General features: G+C 62.7%; 22 protein-coding genes. 8 read left to right on the forward strand and 14 right to left on the reverse strand.

All coding sequences use genetic code 11. The annotated features are described in order from the left end of the window. The first annotated feature begins 51 nt into the window (after window positions 1–51). On the forward strand, window positions 52–990 hold the full coding sequence (locus tag P0D70_RS10250) for a LysR family transcriptional regulator (protein WP_408184363.1): 939 nt from the start codon (window positions 52–54) through the stop codon (window positions 988–990). On the opposite strand, the gene P0D70_RS10255 is transcribed toward P0D70_RS10250, so the two are convergent. Continuing rightward, complete coding sequence (locus tag P0D70_RS10255) at window positions 987–3,170, reverse strand: TonB-dependent siderophore receptor (protein ID WP_408184364.1); 2,184 nt, start codon at window positions 3,168–3,170, stop codon at window positions 987–989. The genes P0D70_RS10250 and P0D70_RS10255 overlap by 4 nt on opposite strands. A gap of 412 nt (window positions 3,171–3,582) precedes the next feature. On the opposite strand from P0D70_RS10255, the gene P0D70_RS10260 reads away from it, so the two are divergent. Next, complete coding sequence (locus tag P0D70_RS10260) at window positions 3,583–5,811, forward strand: NADP-dependent isocitrate dehydrogenase (protein ID WP_408184365.1); 2,229 nt, start codon at window positions 3,583–3,585, stop codon at window positions 5,809–5,811. A 107-nt stretch (window positions 5,812–5,918) separates the two neighbouring features. Here P0D70_RS10260 and P0D70_RS10265 read toward each other — a convergent pair whose 3' ends face one another. From P0D70_RS10265 to P0D70_RS10290, 6 genes are all read right to left on the reverse strand, one after another. Beyond that, window positions 5,919–6,149 (reverse strand): hypothetical protein, encoded by a 231-nt coding sequence (locus P0D70_RS10265; RefSeq protein ID WP_091806363.1) that lies wholly within the window; start codon window positions 6,147–6,149, stop codon window positions 5,919–5,921. 393 nt (window positions 6,150–6,542) lie between these two features. Next, window positions 6,543–7,361: an alpha/beta fold hydrolase gene (locus tag P0D70_RS10270; RefSeq protein ID WP_408184366.1), complete on the reverse strand. Its 819-nt coding sequence runs from the start codon at window positions 7,359–7,361 to the stop codon at window positions 6,543–6,545. A 320-nt stretch (window positions 7,362–7,681) separates the two neighbouring features. Further along, entirely contained in the window at window positions 7,682–8,275 is a 594-nt protein-coding gene (locus P0D70_RS10275) for a hypothetical protein (RefSeq protein WP_408184367.1), read from the reverse strand. A 138-nt stretch (window positions 8,276–8,413) separates the two neighbouring features. After that, window positions 8,414–9,754 carry a DUF3443 domain-containing protein gene (locus P0D70_RS10280; protein WP_408184368.1) on the reverse strand — a complete coding sequence of 447 codons (1,341 nt, stop codon included), beginning with the start codon at window positions 9,752–9,754 and terminating at the stop codon, window positions 8,414–8,416. 28 nt (window positions 9,755–9,782) lie between these two features. Beyond that, window positions 9,783–10,289, reverse strand: coding sequence for a DUF2844 domain-containing protein (locus tag P0D70_RS10285; protein WP_408184369.1), 507 nt, complete (start codon window positions 10,287–10,289; stop codon window positions 9,783–9,785). Window positions 10,290–10,460: 171 nt separating this feature from the next. Continuing rightward, window positions 10,461–11,354: a LysR family transcriptional regulator gene (locus P0D70_RS10290; protein WP_408184370.1), complete on the reverse strand. Its 894-nt coding sequence runs from the start codon at window positions 11,352–11,354 to the stop codon at window positions 10,461–10,463. A 99-nt stretch (window positions 11,355–11,453) separates the two neighbouring features. On the opposite strand from P0D70_RS10290, the gene P0D70_RS10295 reads away from it, so the two are divergent. Genes P0D70_RS10295 through P0D70_RS10305 form a run of 3 tightly spaced genes read left to right on the forward strand, consistent with a single transcriptional unit; the run spans window position 11,454 to window position 14,462 of the window. Beyond that, a complete protein-coding gene (locus P0D70_RS10295) occupies window positions 11,454–12,758 on the forward strand; it encodes a CitMHS family transporter (RefSeq protein ID WP_408184371.1) in 1,305 nt (434 codons plus the stop codon). Window positions 12,759–12,787: 29 nt separating this feature from the next. Next, entirely contained in the window at window positions 12,788–14,146 is a 1,359-nt protein-coding gene (locus P0D70_RS10300) for an acyclic terpene utilization AtuA family protein (RefSeq protein WP_408184372.1), read from the forward strand. Window position 14,147: 1 nt separating this feature from the next. Beyond that, window positions 14,148–14,462, forward strand: a complete 315-nt coding sequence (locus P0D70_RS10305) for an AtuA-related protein (RefSeq protein ID WP_408184373.1) — start codon at window positions 14,148–14,150, stop codon at window positions 14,460–14,462. A 55-nt stretch (window positions 14,463–14,517) separates the two neighbouring features. Here the strand turns inward: P0D70_RS10305 and P0D70_RS10310 are convergent, their stop codons facing one another. Next, entirely contained in the window at window positions 14,518–15,228 is a 711-nt protein-coding gene (locus P0D70_RS10310) for a FadR/GntR family transcriptional regulator (protein ID WP_408184374.1), read from the reverse strand. A gap of 423 nt (window positions 15,229–15,651) precedes the next feature. On the opposite strand from P0D70_RS10310, the gene P0D70_RS10315 reads away from it, so the two are divergent. Both P0D70_RS10315 and gudD read left to right on the forward strand, forming a co-directional pair. Next, window positions 15,652–16,983 (forward strand): MFS transporter, encoded by a 1,332-nt coding sequence (locus P0D70_RS10315; protein ID WP_408184375.1) that lies wholly within the window; start codon window positions 15,652–15,654, stop codon window positions 16,981–16,983. Between the two features lie 132 nt (window positions 16,984–17,115). Then, window positions 17,116–18,465, forward strand: a complete 1,350-nt coding sequence (gene gudD, locus P0D70_RS10320) for a glucarate dehydratase (protein WP_408184376.1) — start codon at window positions 17,116–17,118, stop codon at window positions 18,463–18,465. 24 nt (window positions 18,466–18,489) lie between these two features. Here gudD and P0D70_RS10325 read toward each other — a convergent pair whose 3' ends face one another. The 3 genes from P0D70_RS10325 to P0D70_RS10335 form a co-directional block, all read right to left on the reverse strand. Continuing rightward, on the reverse strand, window positions 18,490–19,998 hold the full coding sequence (locus P0D70_RS10325; RefSeq protein ID WP_408184448.1) for an MFS transporter: 1,509 nt from the start codon (window positions 19,996–19,998) through the stop codon (window positions 18,490–18,492). Window positions 19,999–20,292: 294 nt separating this feature from the next. Beyond that, entirely contained in the window at window positions 20,293–20,748 is a 456-nt protein-coding gene (locus P0D70_RS10330) for a type II 3-dehydroquinate dehydratase (RefSeq protein ID WP_091806399.1), read from the reverse strand. A gap of 60 nt (window positions 20,749–20,808) precedes the next feature. Next, window positions 20,809–22,185, reverse strand: coding sequence for an MFS transporter (locus P0D70_RS10335; protein ID WP_091806402.1), 1,377 nt, complete (start codon window positions 22,183–22,185; stop codon window positions 20,809–20,811). A 237-nt stretch (window positions 22,186–22,422) separates the two neighbouring features. Between P0D70_RS10335 and P0D70_RS10340 the strand changes: the two genes are divergently transcribed. Then, window positions 22,423–23,205, forward strand: coding sequence for an IclR family transcriptional regulator (locus P0D70_RS10340; protein ID WP_091806405.1), 783 nt, complete (start codon window positions 22,423–22,425; stop codon window positions 23,203–23,205). A 58-nt stretch (window positions 23,206–23,263) separates the two neighbouring features. On the opposite strand, the gene P0D70_RS10345 is transcribed toward P0D70_RS10340, so the two are convergent. From P0D70_RS10345 to P0D70_RS10355, 3 genes are all read right to left on the reverse strand, one after another. Further along, window positions 23,264–24,331 (reverse strand): SDR family oxidoreductase, encoded by a 1,068-nt coding sequence (locus P0D70_RS10345; protein WP_408184377.1) that lies wholly within the window; start codon window positions 24,329–24,331, stop codon window positions 23,264–23,266. A gap of 126 nt (window positions 24,332–24,457) precedes the next feature. Then, on the reverse strand, window positions 24,458–25,321 hold the full coding sequence (locus P0D70_RS10350) for an intradiol ring-cleavage dioxygenase (protein ID WP_408184378.1): 864 nt from the start codon (window positions 25,319–25,321) through the stop codon (window positions 24,458–24,460). Window positions 25,322–25,405: 84 nt separating this feature from the next. Then, on the reverse strand, window positions 25,406–26,284 hold the full coding sequence (locus tag P0D70_RS10355; RefSeq protein ID WP_408184379.1) for an SDR family oxidoreductase: 879 nt from the start codon (window positions 26,282–26,284) through the stop codon (window positions 25,406–25,408). Window positions 26,285–26,389 lie beyond the last annotated feature (105 nt).

Raw genomic sequence — 26,389 nt, forward strand, 5'->3', positions numbered from 1 at the left:
CGCGCAGAAATCCCAGAAATGTGTCCATTGAGGAATCAATCGGGTAAAGATATGAGTGACATCCTCGACGGTGTAACGACATTCGTTCGCGTGGTCGAAACGGGCAGTTTCGCCGTGGCCGCGGAGCGCATGAACCTGACGCGTTCCGCGGTCGGCAAAGTGATCGTGCGGCTTGAAAAGCGGCTTGGCGTGCGCCTGCTCAATCGCACGACCCGCAGTCAGAGCCTCACTGAAGACGGGCAGGCCTACTACGACCGCTGCGTGCGCGCGCTGGCCGAACTCGAAGCGGCCGAGGCCGACCTCGATTCAGGAAGGCGCGAGCCGAAAGGGCGTTTGCGCGTGAGCGTGCCGCAGGCTTTCGGTCACTACTGCGTCGCGCCGGTGCTGCTTGAACTGGCGCGCAAGCATCCGCAATTGAAGATCGACATTTCGATTACGGATCGCTTCGTCGACGTGATCGAGGAGGGTTTCGATCTGGTGGTGCGCGTGGGTCCGTTGGCCGACAGCGTGAGTCTCGCCGCGCGCAAGCTCGGCGTGCAGCACGCGAGCATCGGCGCCGCGCCTGCCTATCTGGAGCGGCATGGCACGCCGCGCAGTGTGGACGAATTACGCGGGCACGCCGTGATCGCCTATTTGCGGGGAGGATCGCCGCAGCCGTGGGATGTGGTCGACGTCGACGGGCAGATTCGCCGCGCGCAGGTTCAGCCGCAGCTCGGTTTCGACGACATGACGGGGATTGTGGATGCCGCGCTCGCCGGGTTCGGCCTCGCGTGGCTGCCGGCTTGGCTACTGGCCCGCTATGCGCGAACCGGCGAGCTGGTGACGGTGATGGAGCATTGTTTCCGGCCGACTCAGGAGATCCATCTGGTGTGGCCGAAGAGCCGCTATCTGCCGCTGAAAACGCGCTGTGCGATCGACGCGCTGGTGGCGCAGATTCCGCCGATGATCGGGGCGCCCGCAGCGGGCGCCCCTGGTTCACAAGACGCCTAGAACTGCAGCGTGGCGCTGGCGACGGCGGTACGCGTCGGCGACGGCGCCACGTAGTAGCCCCACGCCGTCGTCCAGTAACGGCGATTGAAGAGGTTGTTGATCCCTGCGCGGAACGTCACGTCCTTGCCGGCGATCTTCGTCTCGTACCGGCCGCTCAGATCGAAGGTGGTGTAAGCCGGCACGAACTGCGTGTTCTGCGCGTCCACGGCCTGGTTGCCGACATACTTGCCGCCGAACGCGAGCGTCAGCGGGCGCAGATACGACGGGTTGTATTCGATCCGGCCCGTCACGGTGAAGCGCGGTGCGCCGTAAATGCGCTTGCCTTCCACGCTCGCATCGTCCACGTCCATGGCCTTCGTGTCGAGCCACATCACGCCGCCCAGCACGCGCCATTCGCTCGTCAGCGCAAGCCAGCCGCTGGCGTCGACGCCCTGATAGCGCTTCGTGCCGTCCTGCACGAAGACGTTGGCCGAGTTCGTGTAGTTGTAGCCCTGGTCTACACGGAACAGCGCGAGGTTGGCGCCCCACTTGCTGTGGTCGGATTTGAAGCCGATCTCATACTGCTTGCTCTTCAGCGGACCGAATGTCGCCGGGTAGTTGACGTTGGTGTTCGACGCCGCGCCGCCCTGTTCGAGCGACTCCACGTAGCTCGCATACACCGTCGAGTAAGGATCGGTCTTGAACATCAGCGCGAAGGTCGGCGTGACCGGATCCGCTTCGTATTGCGACGCCACCGCGCCGCTCGGGTCGTACACGTGCTGGCGATATTGCGTATAGCGCAGACCGACCAGTGCCGACAGGCGTGAGGTGAGCTGCACGGTGTCGCTCGCGTACACGGCAGCCTGCGTGGTGCGCTGCTGACGGTACAGGTCGGAGCCGATGCTGACTTCGTCGTTGGTCAGCAACGTGCTGTTGTACAGATTGCCGTACCCGAGGAAGTAGCCTTCGTTCCAACCTGTGCTGTTGCTGTACTCGCTGGTTTGCGTCTGGAAACCAGCACCCACCACCACGTCATGCTTGATGCTGCCCGTGTTGAAATGCCCTTGCACCATCGCGTCGACGTTCTGGTAGAAGTAGCGCGTCATTGCCGCATAGAGCGTGTTGCTGTAGTTGCCTGCTGAGTCCGTGACATACAGCAGACTGTCCGAATTGGTGCGATTCTCCTTGGCGAAGCGGTATTTCACGCTCGCGTGCCAATTTTCGGAGATGCGGTAATCGAGGCCCGTGCCGAACGAGGCCATTTCGGTCTCGTAGTAGTTCTGCGGTTGCGTGAGCGCATGGGTGACTTTGCTCGCATCGGGAATGCCGCCGGCGTCGCCGCTGAACATCAGGCCGAACAGCGTGCCGTTGGTTCTGCGCTTCTGATAGAACGCGTCGGCGCTCCACGTCAGGTCGGGCGTAATGCGGAAGTCGAACGCGAGCGACGCCACCTGGCGGCGAATGTGGCCGTGGTCCTCGGCGGTGTTGCCGTTTTCGTTGACGAGGTTCAGACGGTAGCCGAAACGATCGTCATTGCCGAAGCGGCCGCCCAGATCGACCGCTTCGCTGAACACGCCGGCCGACTTGTAGCCGATCGAGACGCTGCGGTAGGGCGTGTCGGTTGGCCGCTTCAACACGTAATTGACGATCCCGCCCGGCGAGCCGAAGCCGTACATGAAGCCGGACAGGCCCTTGAGCAGTTCCACCTGCTCGAACGGTTCGAGCGAGAGATCGGTGTCCCACGACGGGAAGGTCTGGCCGTCCACCTTGATGCTGTTCAACGTGTCGATCGGCATGCCGCGCACGGTGAACATCGAATTTTCGCTGATCGCGTTTTCGCTGGTGACCGACACGGCCGGGTCGTATTTATACAGATCGTTGGCGGTGGTCGCGAAAAGGTCCTGCGCTTCGTCGCTCGTCACCACATGGGTCGAGAACGGCGTGTCCACCTGCTTGCGCGAACCCAGCGCGCCTGCGCTGACCGTGTCGGCTTGCGCCACGGTGCTGTCTTTCGACGCCGTGACGCTCACCGCCGGCAAGGTGGCGGCGGTGTCGCTTGCCGCGACCTGCGCCCACCCCGGCGACGACAGCGTGGAAAGCGTCAAGCCGACGCTGGCGAAAAGCCCCGCGCTGAGCAGCGATGGGGTCCGACGTTGGCCGCGCGCAAAAGTTGGGCGGCCGGCGACAAATAAATTCTGCATGTTGTTTGAATTAGGCAGGTGGCGGCGGCGCGCACCAAGTCTGTGCAAAAACGACGCCGTGCTAGCGAGTGGTTGTTAGACGACTGGGTGAAACTGAAAGATACGATCGAATGGTAATGCATCTGATTCGCATTCACAAATTATTTTGTGTCTTAGGTCATCTATAAGACATCTGTTTCAACCCACGGGTCATGGGGCTGTAAGCCTTATGTGGCGGGGCTGGAGCCCATTGGGCGCGCTTGCGGGATATGTTTGTTTCGCAGCGAATAGAGGAAAACACGCATATACTCACGCTCTGGCCGTAAAAAGTAGTGCCGAGCCTGCGCGCTGCGTTTTGCTGCTTCGTCGCAACCTCGCCGGCTCAGCGCTACCAAACGCTCTGTCTATCACTTCACCTAGCAAAGCATCGAACATGTCCACACCGCCGAAGATCATCTACACCCTGACTGACGAAGCGCCTGCTCTGGCGACCTACTCGCTGCTGCCGATCGTCAAGGCGTTCACGCGCTCGTCCGACGTGATCGTTGAAACGCGCGACATTTCGCTGGCCGGCCGGATCATCGCTGCATTTCCCGACTACCTGAGCGCGGAACAGAAGGGTTCCGACGATCTGGCGGAGCTGGGTGCACTCACCACGCGTCCGGAAGCGAACATCATCAAGCTGCCGAACATCAGCGCGTCGGTGCCGCAACTGAAGGCCGCGATCACGGAACTGCGCGATCAGGGCTACAAGCTGCCGGCGTACCCGGACGTCGCAACGACCGACGCCGAAAAAGACGTCAAGGCTCGCTACGACAAGATCAAGGGCAGCGCGGTCAACCCGGTGCTGCGCGAAGGCAATTCGGACCGTCGCGCGCCGCTGTCGGTCAAGAACTACGCACGCAAGCATCCGCACAAGATGGGCGCGTGGAACGCGGACTCGAAGTCGCACGTCTCGCACATGAGCGGCGGTGACTTCTACGGCAGCGAAAAATCGGCGCTGATCGCAGCGGCCGGCGCTGTGAAGATCGAACTGACGGCCGCGGACGGCTCGAAGACGGTCCTGAAGGAAAAGACGCCGGTGCAAGCGGGCGAGATCATCGACGCTTCGGTGCTGTCGAAGAACGCGCTGCGCAGCTTCATCGAAGCGGAAATCGCCGACGCGAAGGCGAAGGGCGTGCTGTTCTCGGTGCACCTGAAGGCCACCATGATGAAGGTGTCGGATCCGATCATCTTCGGTCACGTGGTGTCGGTGTTCTACAAAGACGTGCTCGCCAAGCACGCGGACGTGCTGGCGAAGGCCGGCTTCAACCCGAACAACGGTATCGGCGATCTGTACGCGCGCCTGAAAGACCTGCCGGCTGAAACGGTTGCCGCGATCGAAGCCGACATCAAGGCGCAATACGCAGAGCGTCCGCCGCTGGCCATGGTCAATTCGGACAAGGGCATTACCAGCCTGCACGTGCCGAGCGACGTGATCGTCGACGCGTCCATGCCGGCCATGATTCGCGAGTCGGGCAAGATGTGGGGTGCGGATGGCGCGCTGCACGACGCCAAGGCCGTGATTCCGGACCGTTGCTACGCGGACGTTTATCAGGCGGTGATTGAAGACTGCAAGAAGCACGGCGCGTTCGACCCGGTCACGATGGGCACGGTGCCCAACGTCGGCCTGATGGCGCAAGCCGCCGAGGAATACGGTTCACACGACAAGACGTTCCAGATTCCGGCGAACGGCGTGGTTCGCGTGACGGACGCAGCCGGCACGGTATTGCTCGAGCAGCCGGTGGAAGCGGGCGACATCTGGCGCATGTGCCAGACCAAAGACGCGCCGGTTCAGGACTGGGTCAAGCTCGCGGTGAACCGCGCTCGCGCCTCCAACACGCCTGCCGTGTTCTGGCTGGATGCAGCGCGCGCGCACGACGCCCAGATCATCAAGAAGGTCGAGCACTACCTGAAGGACCACGACACCAGCGGTCTGGACATTCGCATCATGACGCCGGTCGAAGCGACGAAGTTCTCGGTCGAGCGCATCCGCGCCGGCAAGGACACGATTTCGGTCACCGGCAACGTGCTGCGCGACTACCTGACCGACCTGTTCCCGATCATGGAACTGGGCACCAGCGCGAAGATGCTGTCGATCGTCCCGCTGATGGCAGGTGGCGGCATGTTCGAAACCGGCGCGGGCGGTTCGGCGCCGAAGCACGTGCAGCAACTGGTCGAAGAAGGTTTCCTGCGTTGGGATTCGCTGGGTGAATTCCTGGCGTTGGCCGCCTCGCTCGAACATCTGAGCGGCGCCTATCACAACCCGAAGGCGCAGGTTCTGGCCAAGACGCTGGATCAGGCAACCGGCAAGTTCCTCGACAACGACAAGTCGCCGGCGCGCAAGGTTGGCGGTATCGACAACCGCGGCAGCCACTTCTACCTCGCGCTGTACTGGGCGGAAGCTCTGGCCGCGCAAACCGAAGATGCGGCGCTGCAGGCGCAGTTCGCCGGCGTGGCGAAGGCACTGGCCGAGAACGAAGCGAAGATCGTCGAGGAGTTGGGTGCTGCGCAGGGCAAGCCGGTGGACATCGGCGGTTACTATCGCCCGAACGTCGAACTGACGAGCAAGGCTATGCGCCCGAGCGCCACGCTGAACAAGATCGTGGACGCGGTTGCTTGATGCACTGAAGAAACGTGCTGTACTGAAGTAGGCGGTAAGCATGACGATGGCGCTCTCGAGCGCCATCGTCATTTTTGTTTCCACGTGAGTCGCCGCCATAACTGCCATCACACGTGAACGATTTCCCAATCGCTGAGCTTCTCGGGAATTTCGAGCGTCGCCGTGTCGTCGCCTTCCGAGAGATGCGGGCAGATCAAGCCGCGTGCGAGGTCGTCTGCGGCCTGCTGCGGGCTGGCAAACTCGCCGAGCGTTTCATTGCCGTAGGTTGCTTCCCAACCGTCCTGTCCCGGCAAAATGTAGAACGCGCCTTGATTCGAACCAAAACGAAAGCCTTTCATTTTTAGTCTCCCAATTGCCAATTAAAAACCGCGGTGCCGTGGCGGCTTCGTGCGAGAGGTTGGGGACCGTCAGACAGTGTTTCCGTCTCGTCCAACTCACTCGGCTACTGAAGCGCCGGCTCTTGTAAAAGAGTCTACGTCAGCAGGCAGTGGCGCAAGGGGTTGTTAGATGCTTCGTTCGAGTAAAAAATTGTGTTTAAAAATAAAAGCTTATCGTCTTTGTTTCACGATGTGCAACGTGGGGCGACATTGCGAAATGCCGGATTTGTGCCACGTACCACGATTTTTTACGAAGCAATCGATCGTTCCACATCGTGAAATTTTCGAGGGTTTAAGTGCGGTCGTTCTATTCGAGGCAGGATCGCAAGCGGCCGACGCGTCGGCACGACCCGCTTAGCCGGCAATCCGGCGCAGGAAATCGAGCATCACACGATTGAATTGCGCCGGCCGTTGCAGCGGGGCGAAGTGACTCACGCCGGGCAATAGAATCAGCTCCGCGCCGGGAATGGTGCGGGCGAGGTATGCGGCGTGTTCCGGCTTGATGAACTCGTCGTGTTCGCTTTGCACGATGGCGACCGGCACACGGACTCGGGCCAGATCGTCGGCGCGGTAGTTGGGCTCGGTTTTCATCATCGTGCTGACGGCGGAAACGAATGCTTCGAAGTCGTCCGGTGTCGCCGATAGCTGCGCGTAGTCTTTTGCGTGGCGGCTGAAGCAGCGCTCGATCGTAGGCGTCGGCACAAATGGCTTCGTGCCGCTCGGGTCCATGTTGCAGCCGAAGAAAAACACGCCCGCCACCCGCTTCGGGGCGGTGATGCCCAATACCATCGCGACGCAGGCGCCGTCGCTCCAGCCCACCAGCGCCGCGCGATCGAGCCGCAAGGCGTCCATGACGGCGAGCACGTCCGAGGCCATCAGTTCGTAGCAGTAGGGCCGTGCGTCGCGGGTGCTGCGACCGTGGCCGCGACTGTCGACGACCACCACGCGATGCCCTGCGCCGAGCAGCGCCGGAAGCTGGTAGCCCCAATTGCCGCTATGCCCGAGACCGCCGTGCAGCAGAATCACTGGTGCGCCGGTGCCATACGACGCGTACCAGATGCGCGCGCCTTCGTGCTCGACGTAGGCTTCTTCGTTCGGGACCGGCAGCGGCGCGGCGCCAGCGGCTTCGAAGTGTTCGAGGTCGTCGTCGTGCGATTTGCTGGTGGGTTCCATCGCCGTCGTCTCCGGTGTCGACCAGAGTTGGCGCTTTAGCGCCTTACTCTGGTCCCATGCACCTGCTGCGGTCGACCAGAGTTGGCGCTTTAGCGCCTTACTCTGGTCCCATGCACCTGCTGCGGTCCCATGCACCCGTTGCGGTACCACGCAACAAGGTTGCCTGGAGGATTCGCTAGGTTGCCAGCGTTCCGCACAGCGATCAACGCACCTACGAGTTTTTGTGTCCAGTGGGTCTGCGCAACGACGGCGCACTAAAAGCAAAACCCGGCGCAAAGGCCGGGTTCCGTTCTATCGCCGCACTGGCGATAACACATCTATCACTGCATCCCGGACGACTCGTAATTCACATCCGACACCACGCCGTTCGGATCGATCGTGACGGTCAGATCGCGCTTGGAGAACTTGAGGTTGAACGCCGAGCCGCTCGTCGTGTGGTACGCATAAACGAGGGCTTGGCCCTTCTTGTCCTTGATGATCGGATATACCGCATAGCCGGCGGGTCTGCCCAGCAACGCGATAACCTCGTCGCGGGTGGTCTTGCCTTTGACGATGGCCGAGCGTTTCGACGCGTCGAAGGAACTGGCGTCGTCCTTGAACGTGGAGACGAATACGTTCGACACCATCACGTCCTTCCAGAAGCCCAATTCCAGCGAACGCGCCGGTATCACGCCGGTTTCCAGCGGCGTGCCGCCAGTCGACGCATACGCATAGGAAAGCAGCGTCACGTCCTCTTCGTTTTTGGTGACGGTGCTCTGGCGAAACGGGCTACCGTATTTTGCTCGCGCCTCGGCAACGGTCGTTTTGCCGTTTTGCAAAGCCGAGTCATCAGGACGGACGAAGTTCGTCCCGGCGCAGCCACTCAGCATGCCGACCAGAGCAGCACTCAGGCAAATCATTGAAATCTTGTTCATCAGGTCCCCGAAGACATCGTAATAAGGCGTGCACGTGGCACTGTTTTGATTGCTCCTCTATCGAGCGAAGTTCGCATGTCACACGAACAGTGGATATCGACGGCCTTCACGATACCCACCGCTCATAGTCACCGACACTCAACTCGAAACGTACGCGACATACGGCCCCGTCCCGCCGCCGCTCGAGGCGCGGCCCGAGATGCCGTAGTAGACATGGCGGCCATAGAAGAACGGCAGGCCAAAGTCGAACTGCCGGGTCATGTAGATACCGAGGTTGTTGAACGCGTTATTCCCCGATGCGTTCAGCGTCGCGCCGTTTGCGATATTGAAGCCGAGCGTCACGCTCGCCGGATTGGTCCCCACGAGGGTCGAGGTGCGGCCCACCGTCGCGGCCGGAATGTAGTACCCGGACGACGTGTCGCGCGCAATCGTGGTGTCCGGAAAGAACAGCACGGTCGAGCCCGAATCGAAGAAGGTCTGCGTGAATACAGTGCCGTTATAGCTGGACGTGAAGTCGCCGTTCAGATTCGTCCGGAAGATCGGCGCACCTGTGCCGTTCAGCACGTTATTCGCCTGAGTATCGATGCCGAACACGAGCGTGCCTTGAGCCGTCGCGCTGCCGCTATCCGACACTTGCGCCATCTCCAGAATCACGCCGTTGTTGTCTTGCGCGAAGAGCGACACCGGGTTGGTGATCTGGCCGCTGACCGGCACCGAGGTGACGTTGCCGGCGTTGGTGTAATAGAACTGCGGACGCGCCGTCAATTCACACGCCGAGCCGCAATCCGTCGGACTCACTCCAATGCCGAGAATGCCGTTTGCACCAATATCGGCAACGCTCGCCAACTGCCTTCCCACCTGGCATTCGCTCGGCGCGGCCACGGTCAGCGCCGGATCGCCGATCACGTGGATCGGCACCGACGGCGCAATCTCGCTCGATAAACCCACGTCCGCGAGATGCACCGAACCCCATGCATAGCCGCTGCCGAACAACGCGCATTCGGCGAGCGGCAGGCCGCTCGTATGAGCCGTTTCGGCAGTGAGCGCGCTGAAAGTGGCGTCAGGAATCGCCGAGCGAATCAGACGCAGCCCGAACGACGCCGTGTCGACGATCACGTTGGGAATCGTCGCGCAACTTGTTGCCGCGTTGGAGCCGGGCGCGCAGATCTTGACGCTGACCATCGGCTGGTTATGAATGCCCGTTCCGCTTACCGTTACCAGCATCGTGTTGCCCGCGCCCACGGGTGTGGGCACGGCCGACGCGTCGACGGCGAGCACATTGGGTGTCGAGTCACTGGTAAGGGGCGTGTTCGCCGAGCCGCCCGATGCCGCGGGCGCGCTCGCTGCGGTGGGCGCGTTGGCCGTCGTGGTGCTGTTGCCGCCGCCACCACCACCGCCGCAGCCGGCAAGACCGAATGCCAATCCGAGCCCAAGCGCGAGCCCAAGCGCCGCGGCAATAATTCTTGCGATTTTGCGCACTGTTATTCTCTCTAATGATTTTAATGAGTTATTTGATATCGTCAGCGCTGACCCCTTGCGGCAGCGCTTGCGGTAAATAGGCGCGGCCCACGAAGGCGCCCATATGGCCGCCGGTCTCAACGACCAGCCCCGACTGATGCACGACGGCGGGTCCATAGCCGCCGCCTTGCGTGGCGTGGGCGTCGGTGAGTGCCTGGACGTAGGAAGGGAAGTAAGTGGCGAGCAGCGTTTTGAGCGGCGGCATGGTCGGGCCTTGCCAGCTCAACGCGAAGACGCTGTTGCCCGGGCCGATGTATTCGCTCACCACCGTCCCCGATGAAAGCGTTGTCTGGCTCACGGTGTAGCTCGCCGCTGCCGCGCTGCCACTGGCGGCGAAGCGCGCCACCGCCGCGCTATTCTGGCTCGCCGCCCCCGCGCTCGTGCTGCTCGCCGTGACCGGATAGGTCGGTGCGCCGCCCAATGCCGCATACGCCGGTGCAATCAGAGCGAACGACGCCGCGGCCACCGCGAGCATTCGAAATTGGCTCATTATCATTTTTTCGTTTTCGAAGTTTTGGAGTTTTTGGAAACACGCGAGCGGCTTTCTTATCCCTCGAACTCGCGCGAAGCCGATACTAGCGCGAGCACGTGGAAGTAAATCAGACGATTAATGGCGATAATCGGGCGCTGTTTGAAAATGAAAGGTAAAGCGCATATTGCGCGTGGTTCAATCCTCGCCGAGTTTCTCGATCAGCATTGAAACGAAGGTCTCCGTCACCGGCGGCAAGGTCCGGCCGCGCTTCTTGATGAGCGCGATAGGCCGGGTGAACGCGGGATCGTCGACCGCGCGCACGATCAGTTCGGGCTCCGCTCTGACTTCGCGGGCCGACGCCGGCAGGATGGTCACGCCGAGCCCGGCGCGCGCCATCGCGACAGCGGTCATCATGTAGGTGGGCTCGCACGCGATCTCCGGCGTGCAACGGGCGTTCGCGAAAGCGCTGTCGACAACGGCCCGCACGCTCGTACCCGGTGCGGTCAGCACGAGCGGCACGGCGGCGAGATCGGCGAGTGTGATGCGCCGCCGCCGGGCCAGTGCATGGCGCTTCGGAAACACGGCAACCAGCCGGTCGATGCCCGCATGCAGCACCTCGAACGCGGCATCGTCGAGCTGGCCGCCGGTCAGCCCGATATCGGCCTCTTCATTGCGAACGAGCGTATTGACCATGCTGGCGACCACGTCGCGCACATGAAAGCTCACGCGCGGCACGGCCTTCTTGAGGTCCTGTACGAGTTCAGGCAGCACGCTGGCCGCGAACGTTGGCAGGCACGCGATCCGCACCGTGCCGCTCGCGCCTTCGCCGAGCGAGCGTGCGTCGATCAGCACGTGCTCCATGTCATGCAGCGACTTCTGCAGGAGCGGCAGCAATTCGCGGCCGGTCGGCGTCAGCGCGACGTTGCGGCTGTTGCGGTCGAAGAGGCGCATGCCGACCGTTTCTTCAAGCCGGCGAATTTGCACCGTCAGCGCCGGTTGCGACAGATGCAGCCGCGTCGCCGCTCGCGTGAAGCTGCCCGTTTGCGCCACGGCGATAAACGCGCGAATGTCCCGAAGATTCAGATCCATGATGGTTTGTAATCGCTGCGATCAAATCATTTCAATTGATTTATAAGCGCTTCGAACTTACGCTGGATCGCAGTAAAAAACAATCTCGGAGACAAGCACATGCTGCCATTACTGGGGCTCGCCACCATCGTCGTATTGCTCGGCGCGATTCTGTCCAAACGCATGTCGCCGCTGGTCGCGCTCATCATCGTGCCGATTGCGGCGTCGCTCATTGGCGGCTTCGGCTTTCAGACCAGCAAGTTCGTGATCGAGGGGCTGAAGAATCTCGCGCCGGTCGTCGGCATGTTCGTGTTCGCGATTCTGTACTTCGGCACGATCACCGACGCCGGCACGCTCGATCCGATCATCGACCGCATTCTGCGCGCGGTCGGCACGCGGCCCACGCGGATCGTAATGGGCACCACGCTGCTTGCGCTGCTGATCCATCTGGACGGCTCCGGCGCCGTCTGCTTTCTGGTCACGATTCCCGCCATGCTGCCGCTCTACGATCGCCTGAAGATGGATCGGCGCGTGCTGGCCGCGGCGGTTTCGATGGCCGCCGGCATCAACTTCCTGCCGTGGACGGGCCCGATGATTCGCGCCTCCGCGTCGCTGCATCTGCCGATCTCGGCGCTGTTCAATCCGCTGATTCCCGTGCAGGCGATCGGCCTCGTGTTCGTGTTCAGCATGGCGTTCTGGCTCGGTCGGCGCGAGGAAAAACGCCTCGGCCTCACGGCCGCGAGCGGTTCGGTGCCCATGCCGAAACGCGAACTCACGCCCGACGAACAGGCGCTGCGCCGGCCGAAGAACTTCTGGTTCAACATCGTGCTGACGCTGGTGGTGCTCGGCACCATGGTCGTGATGGGCGAGAAGATCCCGCCGGCGATCATGTTCATGGTCGGCCTGTGCATCGCGCTGATGGTGAACTATCCGAACGTCGACATGCAGCGCAAACGGATCGACGCCCATGCGCGAGCCGCGTTGATGATGGCCGGCATTCTGCTCGCGGCCGGCGTGTTCACCGGCGTGATGCAAGGCAGCGGCATGCTGAAGGCGATGGCGCAGGCGGCGGTCGGTTTCGTACCACCGGCGATGGCCAGTCATATTCCCGTCGCGCTCGGCTTGCTCTCGATGCCGCTCAGCATGTTGTTCGATCCCGACTCGTTCTATTTCGGCGTGCTGCCGGTGATCGCCGAAGTAGCCGGCCAGCTCGGCGTGCCCGCGGTGCACGTCGGCCAGGCCGCGTTGCTCGGCCAGATGACCACGGGCTTTCCGGTGAGCCCGCTGACACCCGCCACCTTCCTCGTGGTCGGCCTGTGCGGCATCGATCTCGCCGACCATCAGAAATTCACGTTCCCCTTGCTGTTCGGCGCGTCGGTCGTCATGACGATTGCCTGCGTCGCGCTGGGGATATTCTCACTGTGAGCTTCACTGAACGAACGGATGTGACCAGCATGACAGCCACTCAATCTCAACGCAGCGTGCGCGTCGGCGCGGGCGCGGGTTATTCGGGCGACCGGATCGAACCCGCCGTCGAACTGGCGGAGCACGGCGCGCTCGATTACCTCGTGTTCGAGTGCCTCGCTGAACGCACGATTGCTATCGCGCAGCAGGCGCGCAGCAAAGACCCGGAACTCGGCTACGACCCGTTGCTCGAAACGCGCATGCGGGCCGTGCTGCCGGCTGCGCTGCGCAACGGCGTGCGCATCATTTCGAACATGGGGGCGGCAAACCCCCTCGCGGCGGCGCGCAAAACCGTTGAGATCGCGCGCGAGCTCGGTCTCGGCGAGGTGAAGATCGCGGCGGTCACCGGCGACGATGTGCTCGACGTCGTGCGCCACGGCGATTTCTGTTTCGTCGAATCCGGAGAACGTGTGTCGGACTATCAGGACCGGCTGGTGTCCGCGAACGCCTATCTCGGCGCGAGCGCGATCGTCGATGCGCTCGCGGCCGGTGCACAGATCGTGCTGACCGGACGCGTGGCCGATCCGTCGCTGTTCGTCGCACCGCTGATTCACGAATTCGGCTGGCGCATGGACGACTGGCAGACGCTTGGCCAGGCGACCGTGATCGGTCATCTGCTGGAATGCGCGGGGCAGATTACCGGTGGCTATTTCGCGGATCCGGGCTTCAAGGATGTTCCTGAACTGGCGAGGCTCGGCTTCCCGATTGCCGAAGTCGGGCAGGGCGGCGCGGTGGTCATCACCAAGCTCGCGCAAGCCGGCGGGCGAGTCACGGAAGCGACCTGCAAAGAACAGTTGCTATACGAGATTCACGATCCGCAGCGTTATCTGCAACCGGACGTGGTCGCGGATTTTTCGCAGGTGCGTGTCGCGCAGGACGCACCGGATCGCGTTCGCGTGAGCGGCGGGCGAGGCACGCCGCGTACGGATACCTTGAAGGTGTCGGTTGCGTATTTCGATGGTTTTATCGGCGAAGGGCAGATTTCGTACGGCGGTCCCGGTGCGTTGGCGCGTGCGCGGCTCGCACTCGATATCGTGCGGGAGCGGCTCGTGTTGACCGGCGTGGAGACGCGTGAATTGCGCTTCGATCTGATCGGCGTGAACTCGTTGCATGGCGAGACGGCGGCAGCCGGTTATGCCGAACCGTACGAGGTGCGCGCGAGAGTGGCGGGGCGCACGGCCTCGCTTGCGCAAGCCGTGCGGATCGGCAACGAGGTGGAGACGCTGTACACCAATGGTCCCGCTGGCGGAGGCGGCGTCACCAAATCGGCCCGCGAAGTCGTCGCGGTGCAATCGGTTTTGCTGCCGCGCAGGCATGTGACGCCGACGTTTTCGATGGTGGAGGCGTGAGATGAAATTACGTGAGCTGGCTCATTCGCGTACTGGCGACAAAGGCAATACGCTGAACATCTCGGTGATCTGCTACGACGCGAAGAACTACGAGCATCTGCGCGCGGTGCTCACCCCGGAACGGGTCAAAGCGCATCTGCGCGATGTCGTGCAAGGCGACGTGGTGCGCCATGAACTGCCCGGGATCGGCGCGTTCAACTTCGTGCTCGGCCATGCGCTCGGCGGCGGCGTGACGCGTTCGCTCGCACTCGACGCGCACGGCAAGTCGCTGAGCTCGGCGTTGATGGATCTCGATGTCGAGGCGCCTGCGTCGTAGATCGCTCATTCGTTGCGGCCGCCTTCTGACTGGCGGCTCAATCAGCTCAATCGACTCATTCACCCGCTTTGCTCAGTTCGTGAGCGCGACGCAGCCGTTCGCGGCTATTGCTCAAATGCATGCGCATGGCGGCGCGCGCGTCGTCCGGGTCTTGCCGTTCGATTGCGCGATAGATCATCTGATGCTCGTTCAACACGTTGCGCAGATGCTCGATATGGTCGAGTTCCGCGATCTCCGCCGTGCCGAGCCGCGTACGCGGGCTCACCGCGCGGCCGAGTTGGCTCAGCACGTCGAAAAAATAGCGGTTGCCGCTCGCGCGGGCGATCTGCAAATGAAACTCGATGTCGTGCGCGACCGTATCGCTGCTGCCGCGCTCGAGTTCGGACTCGAAGCGGTCCAGTGCGCCGCGGATCTGCTTGAGGTTCTGGTCGGTGCGCCGCGCCGCGGCGAGCGCGGCGGAGGCAGCCTCGACATCGATGCGGAATTCGATGATCGCCATGACGTCCAGCATGCTGGAGAGGTCGGCGGTCGGCAGCTTCATGGCTTGTTCCGACGGCGGCGCCAGCACGAAGGTGCCGATGCCGTGACGCGTCTCGACCACCTGGGCCGCTTGCAGGCGCGAAATCGCCTCACGCACCACGGAGCGGCTGACCGAGAGCTGCTTCATCATCGCGACTTCGGTGGGAATGCGATCGCCCGGCCTCAGGGCGCCGCGGCGAATTTCATCGGAAAGGGTGGCCACCACCTTCTCAGTTAGGCTGCTCATTTCTGGGGCTGGTCGGTTGTTCGGCTGGAAATGCACACATGGCGCGTGCGAATGGTGTCGTGTGTCGCCTCGGTATAGCCATCATAGCGGTTGTCCGGCCGGGAACGATTTCAATCGCGCGCTTGGGATGGTTGGCGGAAAAGAGGTGTCAGGGTTGGGTTGATCGGACGTATATGTCCGCTATTTTACGGTCATCAGACATCCTAGTTCGATTGTCGAAATGGTTGCCGGCGCGCGCCGTGCGCAATGATACGCAGATGGGCCGCAGTTCTGCAGGGTAAACACGGCATTGGAATAGCGCACGAAACAACGGTAGACTGTCATCAGACGACGTATCACAGAGTTGGGTGCGAAAAATCGGCGTGCCTAAATGCGCTGCGTTGCATTGATTTGCCTGCATGACAGCCGAAACTGGAGACAATCTTGACATCTGCCCTCACCACCGCCGCCGACCCGCTCGGATCAGCGGTCTCCAAGGTCAAGCGGCACGTGCTGCCGCTGTTTCTGATCATGTTCATCGCGAACTACATCGACCGCGTGAACATCGGCTTCGTCAATTCCCACATGCAGACGGACCTCGGCATTGGCGCCGCGGCCTACGGTCTCGGGAGCGGTTTGTTCTTTATCGGCTACGCGCTGTTCGAGGTGCCCTCGAACGTGTTGATGCAGAAGTACGGTGCGCGCGCGTGGCTCACCCGCATCATGGGTACGTGGGGACTCGTCGCGGCAGCGATGGCGTTCGTCTGGAACGACACCTCGTTCTACGTGCTGCGGTTTCTGCTTGGCATCGCCGAGGCCGGCTTCTTTCCCGGCGTGGTCTTTTACTTCACGCAATGGCTGCCGCAGAAGGAACGCGGCAAGGCGGTGGCGGTTTTTCTCGGCGGCTCGGCGCTCGCGTCTGTGTTGTCCGGTCCGATCACCGGCAGCCTGCTGTCCATTCGTGGCTTCGGCTTGCACGGCTGGCAATGGATGTTTCTCGTCGAAGGCGGCTTTTCGATAGTGCTGTGCGCGGTGAGCTGGATGCTGCTGAAGTCGCGTATCAGCGATGCCTCGTGGCTCTCCGCCGAAGAACAGAGCGTGCTCGCCACGTCGATCGCGGCGGAGCAGGCCGAGCGCGAGGCGCACGGCGGCGCGCATCTGCCGGCCATGAAGCTGTTGAAGGACCCGCAGATTCTGCTGTTCTGCTTCCTGTACTTCGCGATTCAACTGACCATCTACGCGGCCACCTTCTGGCTGCCCACCATCATTCGCAAAATGGGCGGCCTGTCCGACTTCGAAGTCGGCATGCTCAACGCGATTCCCTGGCTCATTGCCATGGTCGCGATGTACTGCTTCGCGCTGTTGTCGGCGAAATGGCGCTTTCAGCAGGCGTGGCTGGCCGTGGCGCTCGTCATCGCGGCGTGCGGGCTGTTCGCTTCGACTTCTGGCAATCCGGTGCTGTCGTTCGTGGCGATCTGTTTCTCGGCGATCGGCTTCAAGGCAGCGGCTTCGCTGTTCTGGCCGATCCCGCAGGGTTATCTGGATGCACGCGTGGCCGCCGCGGTCATTGCGCTGATCAACTCGGTGGGCAACCTCGGCGGATTTTTCGCGCCGGCCGCGTTCGGTTATCTGCAGCAGCACACCGGTTCGATCACGGGTGGGCTGTACGGTCTGGCCGTGGCTTCGCTGATTGCGGCAGCGGCTGGCTTTCTGACCCGCAATCGCCGTGTGAATCACGACCCGTTGCCGGAATCGCTGCGGCATCGAGCCCACTGACTACACTGACTAACAGCGTCGCCGATCATGCGTCACGTACTTTCCAGTTTCCGTCCGGTGCCCGTGCCGAGTGCGATCGCACTGCGCCTCGCCTTGCGGCACCCGGCTCATTAACTCATCTGGTCCAACCTCATGTCCACGAAACCTTCCCAATCGAACGCCACGCCTGTCGTCACCGAACTGCGCGTCGTGCCCGTCGCCGGCCGTGACAGTATGTTGCTCAATCTGAGCGGCGCGCATGGCCCGTTCTTCACGCGCAACATCGTCATTCTGCGCGATAGCGCCGGGCATACCGGCGTGGGCGAAGTACCGGGCGGCGAAAGTATTCGCAAGACCATCGACGACGCGCGCGCGCTCGTCGTCGGTCAGTCGATCGGCAATTTGCAAGCAGTCTTGAACAAGGTGCGCACGCAATTCGCCGACCGCGACGCCGGCGGCCGTGGTTTGCAGACGTTCGATCTGCGTACCACGATTCATGCGGTGACCGCGCTCGAAGCCGCGTTGCTCGACCTGCTCGGCCAGCATCTGGGCGTACCCGTTGCCGCGTTGCTAGGCGAAGGCCAGCAACGCGACGAAGTCGAAATGCTCGGCTATCTGTTCTATATCGGCGACAGCAAGAAGACCGACCTGGAATACGCGAGCGGCGCGGAGGGCCGCGACGACTGGGAGCGCGTGCGCACCGAAGAGGCGATGACGCCCGAGGCCGTCGTGCGTCTGGCCGAAGCCGCGCAGGCGCGCTACGGCTTCAACGACTTCAAGCTGAAGGGCGGCGTGTTGTCCGGCGACGCCGAAATCGAAGCTGTGACCGCGCTCGCCGAACGGTTTCCCAAGGCCCGCGTGACGCTCGACCCGAACGGCGCGTGGTCCTTGGCGGAAGCGGTGCGCCTGTGCCGTGACCAGCACGATGTGCTCGCCTATGCGGAAGATCCGTGCGGCGCGGAAAACGGGTATTCGGGCCGCGAGGTGATGGCCGAGTTCCGCCGCGCGACCGGCTTGCCGACGGCGACCAATATGATCGCCACCGACTGGCGCCAGATGGGCCACGCGATCCAGTTGCAATCCGTGGACATTCCGCTAGCCGATCCGCACTTCTGGACCATGCAGGGCTCGGTGCGCGTCGCGCAGATGTGCAACGACTGGGGTCTCACCTGGGGCTCGCACTCGAACAACCACTTCGACATTTCTCTCGCCATGTTCACGCATGTGGCGGCTGCCGCGCCCGGCAAGATCACGGCGATCGACACGCACTGGATCTGGCAGGACGGTCAGCGTTTGACGCGTGAGCCGCTGCAGATCGTCGGCGGCAAGGTCAGGGTGCCGCAGGCCGCGGGGCTCGGTGTCGAGCTGGACATGGACGAGATCGAGAAGGCGCACGCGCTGTATCAGCAGCACGGCCTGGGCGCCCGCGACGATGGCGTGGCGATGCAATACCTGATCCCGAACTGGACGTTCGATAACAAGCGCCCGTGTCTGGTGCGCTAACCAGCGGCAATATGGGCGGCGCCTTTAACTCTTGCGAAACACCACATGCGAGATGCGCTGCACCAGCAGCGCGGCCGCCAGCGCCGCCACCGCCGTCAGCCACACGCCGATATGAATCGACTGCACGAGCGCATCGCGTGCGGTGTCGATCAGCGCGAGCGTATTGAGCCCTGACGGTTTCATATCCGCGATCAGCTTCAGACGCGAGGCTTCGTCGATCAGAATGCGCAGGTCGACGAAACGAGGCCGCCATTGCGACGCGGCCGGTTCGCCGAGCACGCTCATCGTGCGCGTGACTACGTCGCGGTAATGATGTTGCACCACGGTTGCGACAATGCTGGTGCCGAGCATGCCGCCCACCATGCGGGTGGATTGCAGCAGCGCCGTCGTAATGCCGAAGCGCTCGCGCCCGGCAATCTCCTGGCCGAACACGTTCAGATTGTTGAGGATGAAGCCGAGGCCGATGCCGACCGCGGCCATCGGCAATTCGATCCATACATGCGGGGTGTCCGGATTCGCAAACGCCAGCGCAATCGAGGCGAACAACAGCAACGCGAAGCCGATCGACAGGATCTGCGTGGGCTTCTTCATGTGAATGACGATACGCGTATTCAGCAGACTGCCGAGCGCGATGCAGGCGGCGATCGGCGTGGCGAGCAGGCCGGCCTGCTGCGGCGACAATCCGAAGCCGCCTTGCAGCAACAGCGGCGCGAAAAAGATCAGCGAGAACATCACGAAGCCCGACAGCATGCCGAGCGTAAACAGCGTGACGAGTTGCGGGTCCTTGAACAGGTCGAGCGGAATGATGGGATGCGTGGCGCGCTTTTCGCATATCAGCAAGGCAATCGCGCCGACGATCACGCAGGCCGCCAGCGTGAGCGTGCCTGCGGTGAGGCCGTCTTTCGGCACGGCTTCGATGAAAGCCTGCAGACCGCCGAGCACGGCGGCGACCAGCGCCGCGCCGAGCCAGTCGATCTTCACTTCGCCTTCATGCGGACGCCGGAAGGCGGGCAGATGCGCCCAGATGAAATAGAGCGCCGCCGCGCCGACCGGCAAGTTGATCAGGAAGGTGGAGCGCCAGCCCCAGTGTTCGCTCATCCAGCCGCCGAGCGACGGTCCCGCCGCGGTGCCGATGCCGTAAGCGGCGGCCATCACCACTTGCCAGCGCACGCGCGCCCGGGGATCGGGAAAGAGATCGGGTATCGAAGCGAATGCCGTGCCGACCATCATCCCGCCACCCACGCCTTGCAGGCCGCGCGCGATCACGAGAAACAGCATGTCGTTCGCGACGCCGCAGAGCACCGACGCCACCGTGAACGTGATGACCGCGGCAATCACGAAACGCTTGCGGCCGAAGTAGTCGCCGAGCCGCCCGAATACCGGCACGGTCACGACCGAGGCCAGCAGGTAGGCGCTCGCGATCCACGCGTAGTACTCGAAGCCGTGCAACTCGGCGACGATGGAAGGCAGTGCGGTGCTGACGACGGTCTGGTCGAGTGCGACCAGCATGTTGACGAGGCCGATGCCGAGCATGGCGAACAGGGCGTTGCGGAACGGCAGGGCGGTGGCGGTCGGATTCACGGGCTTGAGAGAGAAAGCTTTGCAAGGTCGGCGCTGCGCGAATGGCGCAGGTCAGGGTCTTGACGAACCACGTCCTCTAGTTGTCTGACCTCTTGGTGGGGATTATACGGGTTTTCCCTGGGCGAAACTAATCGCAGGAATTTTTGGCAAAAAAAGCCGCGCACAGTGGCGCGGCCTGATTGGTGAAATTCGGGGCGGAAAAGAAAGGCGCGCTTGCGTTCCGCGCGTCCATCCGCGCCGGCTGCCTTAGCCGAAGCTCGGGCTCTTGCCGAGTGCCATCGCCATCGCTTGCAGCGCAACCAGATAGCCGTTTGCGCCGAGTCCGCAAATCACGCCGGTCGCCGCGCGCGAGATCAGCGAGTGACGATACGTTTCATCGCGTTTATGAATGTTCGTGATGTGCAACTCGATCAACGGTTGCTCGATCAGCTTGACCGCGTCGAAGACCGGCACCGACGCGAACGAAAAGCCCGCCGGATTGATGATCACCGCGGCGTCGCGCTCGAACGCTTCCTGCAACCAGTCGACCATGGTGGCTTCGCTGTTGGTCTGGCGAAACTCGCATTTGAGTTCCAGCCGCGCCGCGAGCGTCTCCACCTGCTGCTGGATTTGCGCCAGCGTGGTCGTCCCATACAGGTGCGGCTCGCGCTTGCCGAGCATGTTGAGGTTCGAGCCGTTCAATACATATACGAGGTCAGTCATTGTTCTGTCGCCTGTTTGCAAAAATTCGATGTTCACCGTGACGCCTCGGCGCCGTGTGAATCACGTGCGGTGGCTGTTGCCCACGGCCGCCGGCGCAAAGTCCGCCGCGCCCGTGACGGCCGCCGTCGAGTCGGCGCGGTTCATGTCGATGCCGAGCGTTTCGCGCGCGGTCAGGATCATCACGAGCGAAATCACGTTGAAGACCACACAGACCGCGACGACCCCCCACGGCGAGCCATTGCACACGGAGAAAAGCCACACGGCCAGCACCGGCATCGGTCCGCCCGCCACCAGATTCGCGCCGGTATAGGCGAGCGCGGAGCCGGAATAACGCACGTTGGTCGGAAACGCTTCGGCGAAAGCGACCGGCTGAATGCCGCTTTGAAACTGCGTGAAGCCGAGGAAGAAGCCCATCGCCGCGAGCATCGGCACGAAGCTTTTGGTGTCCAGAATCTGGAAGTACACGAAGAGCATCAGCAGGGTCGCGGTGGAACCGATCGCGAGCGCCTTCTTGCGGCCGATTTTGTCGCTGAGCATGCCGCCGGCAAGCGCGCCGACGATCGCACAGACATTGGCGCCCATCAGCAGAAGAAAGCCGGTTTGCTTCGGGATCGCGAGTGTCTTCGTGATGTAGCTGAGCGAGAACACCACGATCAGATAGAAGATCGCCGCAGGCCCACAGAAGAACAGCATCCAGCGCAGAACGGTTCTCCAGTGCAAACGCAGCGCATCGCGCAACGGGCTGCCCACATGCACGACCTCCGTTTTGCGCAGCGCGACAAAGGCGGGCGTCTCGCTGACGCGCAAGCGGATATACACGCCGACCACCACGAGGACAAAACTCAGCACGAACGGGATGCGCCAGCCATACGAATCGAATGCCTGCGCCGACATCGTGGACGACAGTAGCAGCAGCACGCCGTTGGCCATGATCTGGCTGAGCGGCGAGCACAGGCCCAGCAGCCCGGAGTACTTGCCGCGCCGGTCGGGGCTGGCGTGTTCGATCGCCATCAATTGCGCGCCGGTCGACTCGCCACCCAGCGCGAAGCCTTGCAGAATACGCAGCAGCACCAGCAGAACCGGCGCCCATACGCCGATGCTCGCGTAGGTCGGCAGCAGACCCATCAGCATCGAGGCGAGACCCATCACCGTGACGGTGCCCAGCATGAGGTTGCGCCGTCCGAGCTTGTCGCCCAAATGGCCGCAGATGATCGCACCGAGCGGCCGCGCGGCGAGCCCTACGCCAAAGGTCGCGAGCGAAGCGAGCAGGGCGGACGTCGAATCCATCGACGGGAAAAACAGTTTGGGCAAAACCGTGGCGGCCAATGCGCCATAAAGCGTGAAGTCGAACCACTCGAGCGCGGTGCCGACGGCCGCCGCCGTGACTGCTCGCGTGCGCATCGCGGCATGCGTGCCTTGCTGCGTTTCCTGAATCATGTTGTCTCCTTAACCGTCGCCGCACGGGATGCAGGTCGCGAGCGATGGTCGCCGCCTACCGTTTCCCGCTCTCTTGTCTGATCGATGAACTCGGGGCGTTTTCGTCGCGCTGTGCACGTCGCGCCGCCTTGGAATCAAGGTTAGCACCCCTAGGTGGGATGCCGTTCCAGGGTGGAATTTCATCTCATAATGTGCAAGACTGCTGCGCGAAGCAGTTGAAAGAACATGGAGACCGATATGCCCGGCGTCACGGAGCGTACCCTCGCGGTACTCGAATTTCTCGCCACGCAAATGGAGGGAACGCCACTCGCGATGATCGCGGATGAACTCGATATTCCGCGTAGCGCATGTCATCGACTGCTCGTCGATCTGAAGCAATGCGGTTATGTGCGGCAGTTGCGCGAGCATGGCGATTACGTGCTCACCACCAAGCTCGTCGGCCTCGGGCTCGGCTTTCTCGCGACCTCCGGCATTGTCGACATCGCGCAGACCATGCTCGACAGGCTCGCGGAGACATCCGGCGAACTGGTGAGGCTCGCGATCGTGGACGGCGACCGGCTGACGTGGGTCGCTAAGGCGCAGGGCGCGCTGAAGGGCTTGCGCTACGACCCGGACATGGGCATGGACACGATCCTCTCATGCAGCGCCACCGGCCACGCGTGGATGATGACCATGACCGACGAGCGCGCGCTCGAACTCGTCTCGCGGCAGGGGTTCGGACAGCCGAAGCAATACGGTCCCAACGCGCCGACCACGATCAACGGACTGCTGAAGTTCGTGCACGCCGCGCGTGAACGAGGTTACGCAACGATCAACGAAGTCTTTGCGCCTGGCATGACAGCAATGGCCGCGCCCGTGCAGCGGCGCGGCTATCCGGCAATGGGGGTGATCAGTATTGCGGGACCGCTCGTGAGGCTCGACGAAAAACGCATGGCGAGCCTCGGGCCGACGTTGCTTGCGGCGGCCTCGGAACTCGCCGCCGCGAGCCACGCGTCGCCCCTGTTCGATCGAAGGCGCTAGACCGCCCGCGCGTGTTACTGCGGTGTTACTGCGGTGTTACTGCGGTGTTACTGCGGTGTCATTGCGGAATGATCCGCTCCGCCTTCAACCGGTCGAACAACGCGAAGAAGGAATCGGGCGTGCTCTGATAATCGAGGAAGCCGGCCTTGCGGCTCTTGGTCATATCCGTGAGCACTTCCATCGGACGGCCGAGGTCCGCGTCGGTGTGCCACCACGAGGCGAGTTTGCCGATGTCGGCTTCTTTCAGGCCGAAGCGCGTGGCGATCTCGGCCCATGCCTGGCCGGCGTCCTGCGTGCGGCCTTCGAGTGGACGCACCTCGCCATCGAACGGTAAGGCTTCTATGCCGAAGTAACCGGCGATTTGCGACCACATCCATTTCCAGCGGAACACGTCGCCATTGACCACGTTGAAGTCTTCGTTGCGCGCGTTCGCGGACGTGGCGGCCCATTCGAGGTGGCGCGCGAGCAGCCGCGCGTCGGTCATGTCGGTGAGGCTGTTCCATTGCGCCGCCGAGCCGGGGAAGATGAACGGCTGGCCGGTCTGCTTGCACAGCGTCGCGTAGACGGCGAGCGTCACGCCCATGTTCATTGCATTGCCGAGCGCAAAGCCGATGATCGTATGCGGACGATGCACGCTCCAACTGAAACCGTAGCGTTGCGCAGCGTCGAATAAACGGTCTTCCTGCTCGTAGTAAAAGTTATCCACGGGCTGGCGGCCTTGTTCCTCGCGAAACGGCGTGATCGGCACGGCGCCGGTCGCATAGGCTTCGAATGGGCCGAGGTAATGCTTCAGTCCTGTCACGAGCGCGGCGTGTTCGAGCGTGCCTGCCGGACCCACCGCGTCCATCACGTGACGCACCATGGCGCCGTTCACGCGAATGTTGTCTTTCTCCGTGGCCTGGCGCGACCACGCGGTCAGAAACACATGACTGAACTGCTGGCCGGCGAGCGCCTCGCTAACGGACTCGGCCGATTGCAGATCGGCCGTAATCGATTCGATGGCCGGCGACACCGGCGTGCGGCCGCGCGAGAGTCCGGCGACGTGCCAGCCGCTCGAAAGCAGCCGGTCGGCGAGATTGCCGCCGACAATGCCGCTCGCGCCAATGATGAGTGCTCGTTTTTCCATGAGAGTCGTGCCCGAAAATTGAATGCCTGTTGACGCGGAGCGGTTCTGCGACCGATGTGCCCCGCGAGCTGAACGCGCCTGCATGTCCCATGCAAGAAAATTGCTGTACCACGAAAGTGACTCGCGTCAAACGGATCGGTTCAACACGAAATCGAATTCAAGCGTGCTGAACGGCGTGTCCATACACGTCCCGTCCGGCGCCGTGCCTGCCTCATGGCGGTTCCACTGCGCGACCAGCGACGAGCGCACGCCGAACACCGCATCCGAATCGAGATATTGATCGCCTTCGCGAAACACGTGGGTCACGAGGCGCTCGTAGCCAGGCGCCGTGATCATGAAATGCAGATGCGCCGGGCGCCACGGATGCCGCCCCAGCACTTCGAGCATGCGCCCGACCGGTCCGTCGTGAGGAATCGGATAAGGCTCGGCGACGATGGAGCGAAAGTGATAGCGCCCGTCCGCGAGACTATGGAGCACGCCTCTCGCCCGATGCGTATCGTCGCCGCCGTGCTGGACGTCGTAGAAGCCGTCTGCGTCGGCCTGCCAGACGTCGATGCGAGCGTTGGCCACCGCTTCGCCGTCCGCGCCCCTGATGGTCCCCGAGACGAAACAGGGCTCACCGTGCGCGCCGTTGGACACGTCGTCGCCATTTCGATAGACGGGCGCGTCTTCGACGAAAAACGGCCCGAATACCGTTGCTTCCGTGCAGCCCGGCGGCTTGCGGTTCGCCATGGCCGTGACGAGCATCGACAAGCCCAGCGTGTCGGAGAGCAGGATGAATTCCTGGCGCTTGTCGTCGGTGATATGGCCTACGTCGGTCAGGAAGCGGATGCCCTGTTCCCATTCGCTCTCGGTCAGGTTCACTTCGCGCGCAAAGGCATGCAGATGCCGCACGAGGCTCGTGACGATGGTCTTCAGACGCTCATCATCCGCGTGGGCGTGGCGTGCCAGAACCGCTTCCGTGATCGTGTTCTCGTCGAGATTGCGCATGACCGTGGCGTCTCCTTCCTGTCGGTCATGCGATTATCGGCTCGTTTGCAGACGCGCGTAGGCAAGCGACGTGCGCGCTAGCGCTTACCCATTCGCCCAGGCCGCCGCCGTCTCCACCGCGAAGTCCCGATACGATCGCGGTTGGCGGCCCAGCAACGCCGCGAGATGATCGATTTCCGCTTTCGATGCGACCGCGCCGTCCTGCTGATAGCGGTTCATCATCAGGCGCATGTCGTACGCGAGCCAGCCCGGCGCAACCGCCTTCATACGTTGTTCCAGCAGGTCGAGATCGTCGCCGCCATAGCGCACCGCGCGCCCGAGCACGTCGGCCCAGATCGACGCCACGCTTTCCGAGGTGATCGCCTCAGGGCCGACCAGCTCATACGTTTCGCGCGGCAAACGGTCCGCGGCACGCTCGCGGCGCAGCAGTTCGCGCGCCGCCGCCTCGCCGATATCGCGCACATCGACCATGGAAATACCTTTGGCGCCGATCGGCATGCCGTACACGCCGTGCGTCAGTAAAGGCTCTTTCTGGCGCACGTCGTTCTGGATGAAATACGCGGGACGCAATACGGTGGCCGGCAGATCGCAGTGTTCGATCATCCGCTCGACTGTGTGCTTGCCGGTGAAATGCGGCACGTCGACATAGTCGGCGCCTTTGAACACCGACAGATACACCACGCCTTTCACGCCGGCCTCGCGCGCCACGCTCAGTGCTTGCAGCGCTTGCGTGAGTTCGTCGGCGGCGTTGGGCGCGAGCAGGAACAGTGTGCTGACGCCGTTCATCGCGCGCCGCAATCCGTCCACGTCGGACAGGTCACCCTGAACCGCCGTGACGCCCTCCGGAAATTGCGCTTTCTCCGGCGTGCGGGTCAGCGCGCGGACCTGCGCGCCGCTGCCGGCCAGATGGTCGAGAACCTGAGTGCCAACTACGCCGGTGCTGCCAGTTACGAGGATTGCCATGATCTTTCTCCTAAGGTTGGATGGACTGTGAGTCAGCCCGTAGACACACAATAGGTGTTCCATTTCAGTGGCGATAGTGCAAAAATTCAGACACCTCGTCTCATA

Origin of the sequence: Paraburkholderia sp. RL17-381-BIF-C (assembly GCF_046026435.1) — a bacterium.
GTDB lineage: Bacteria > Pseudomonadota > Gammaproteobacteria > Burkholderiales > Burkholderiaceae > Paraburkholderia.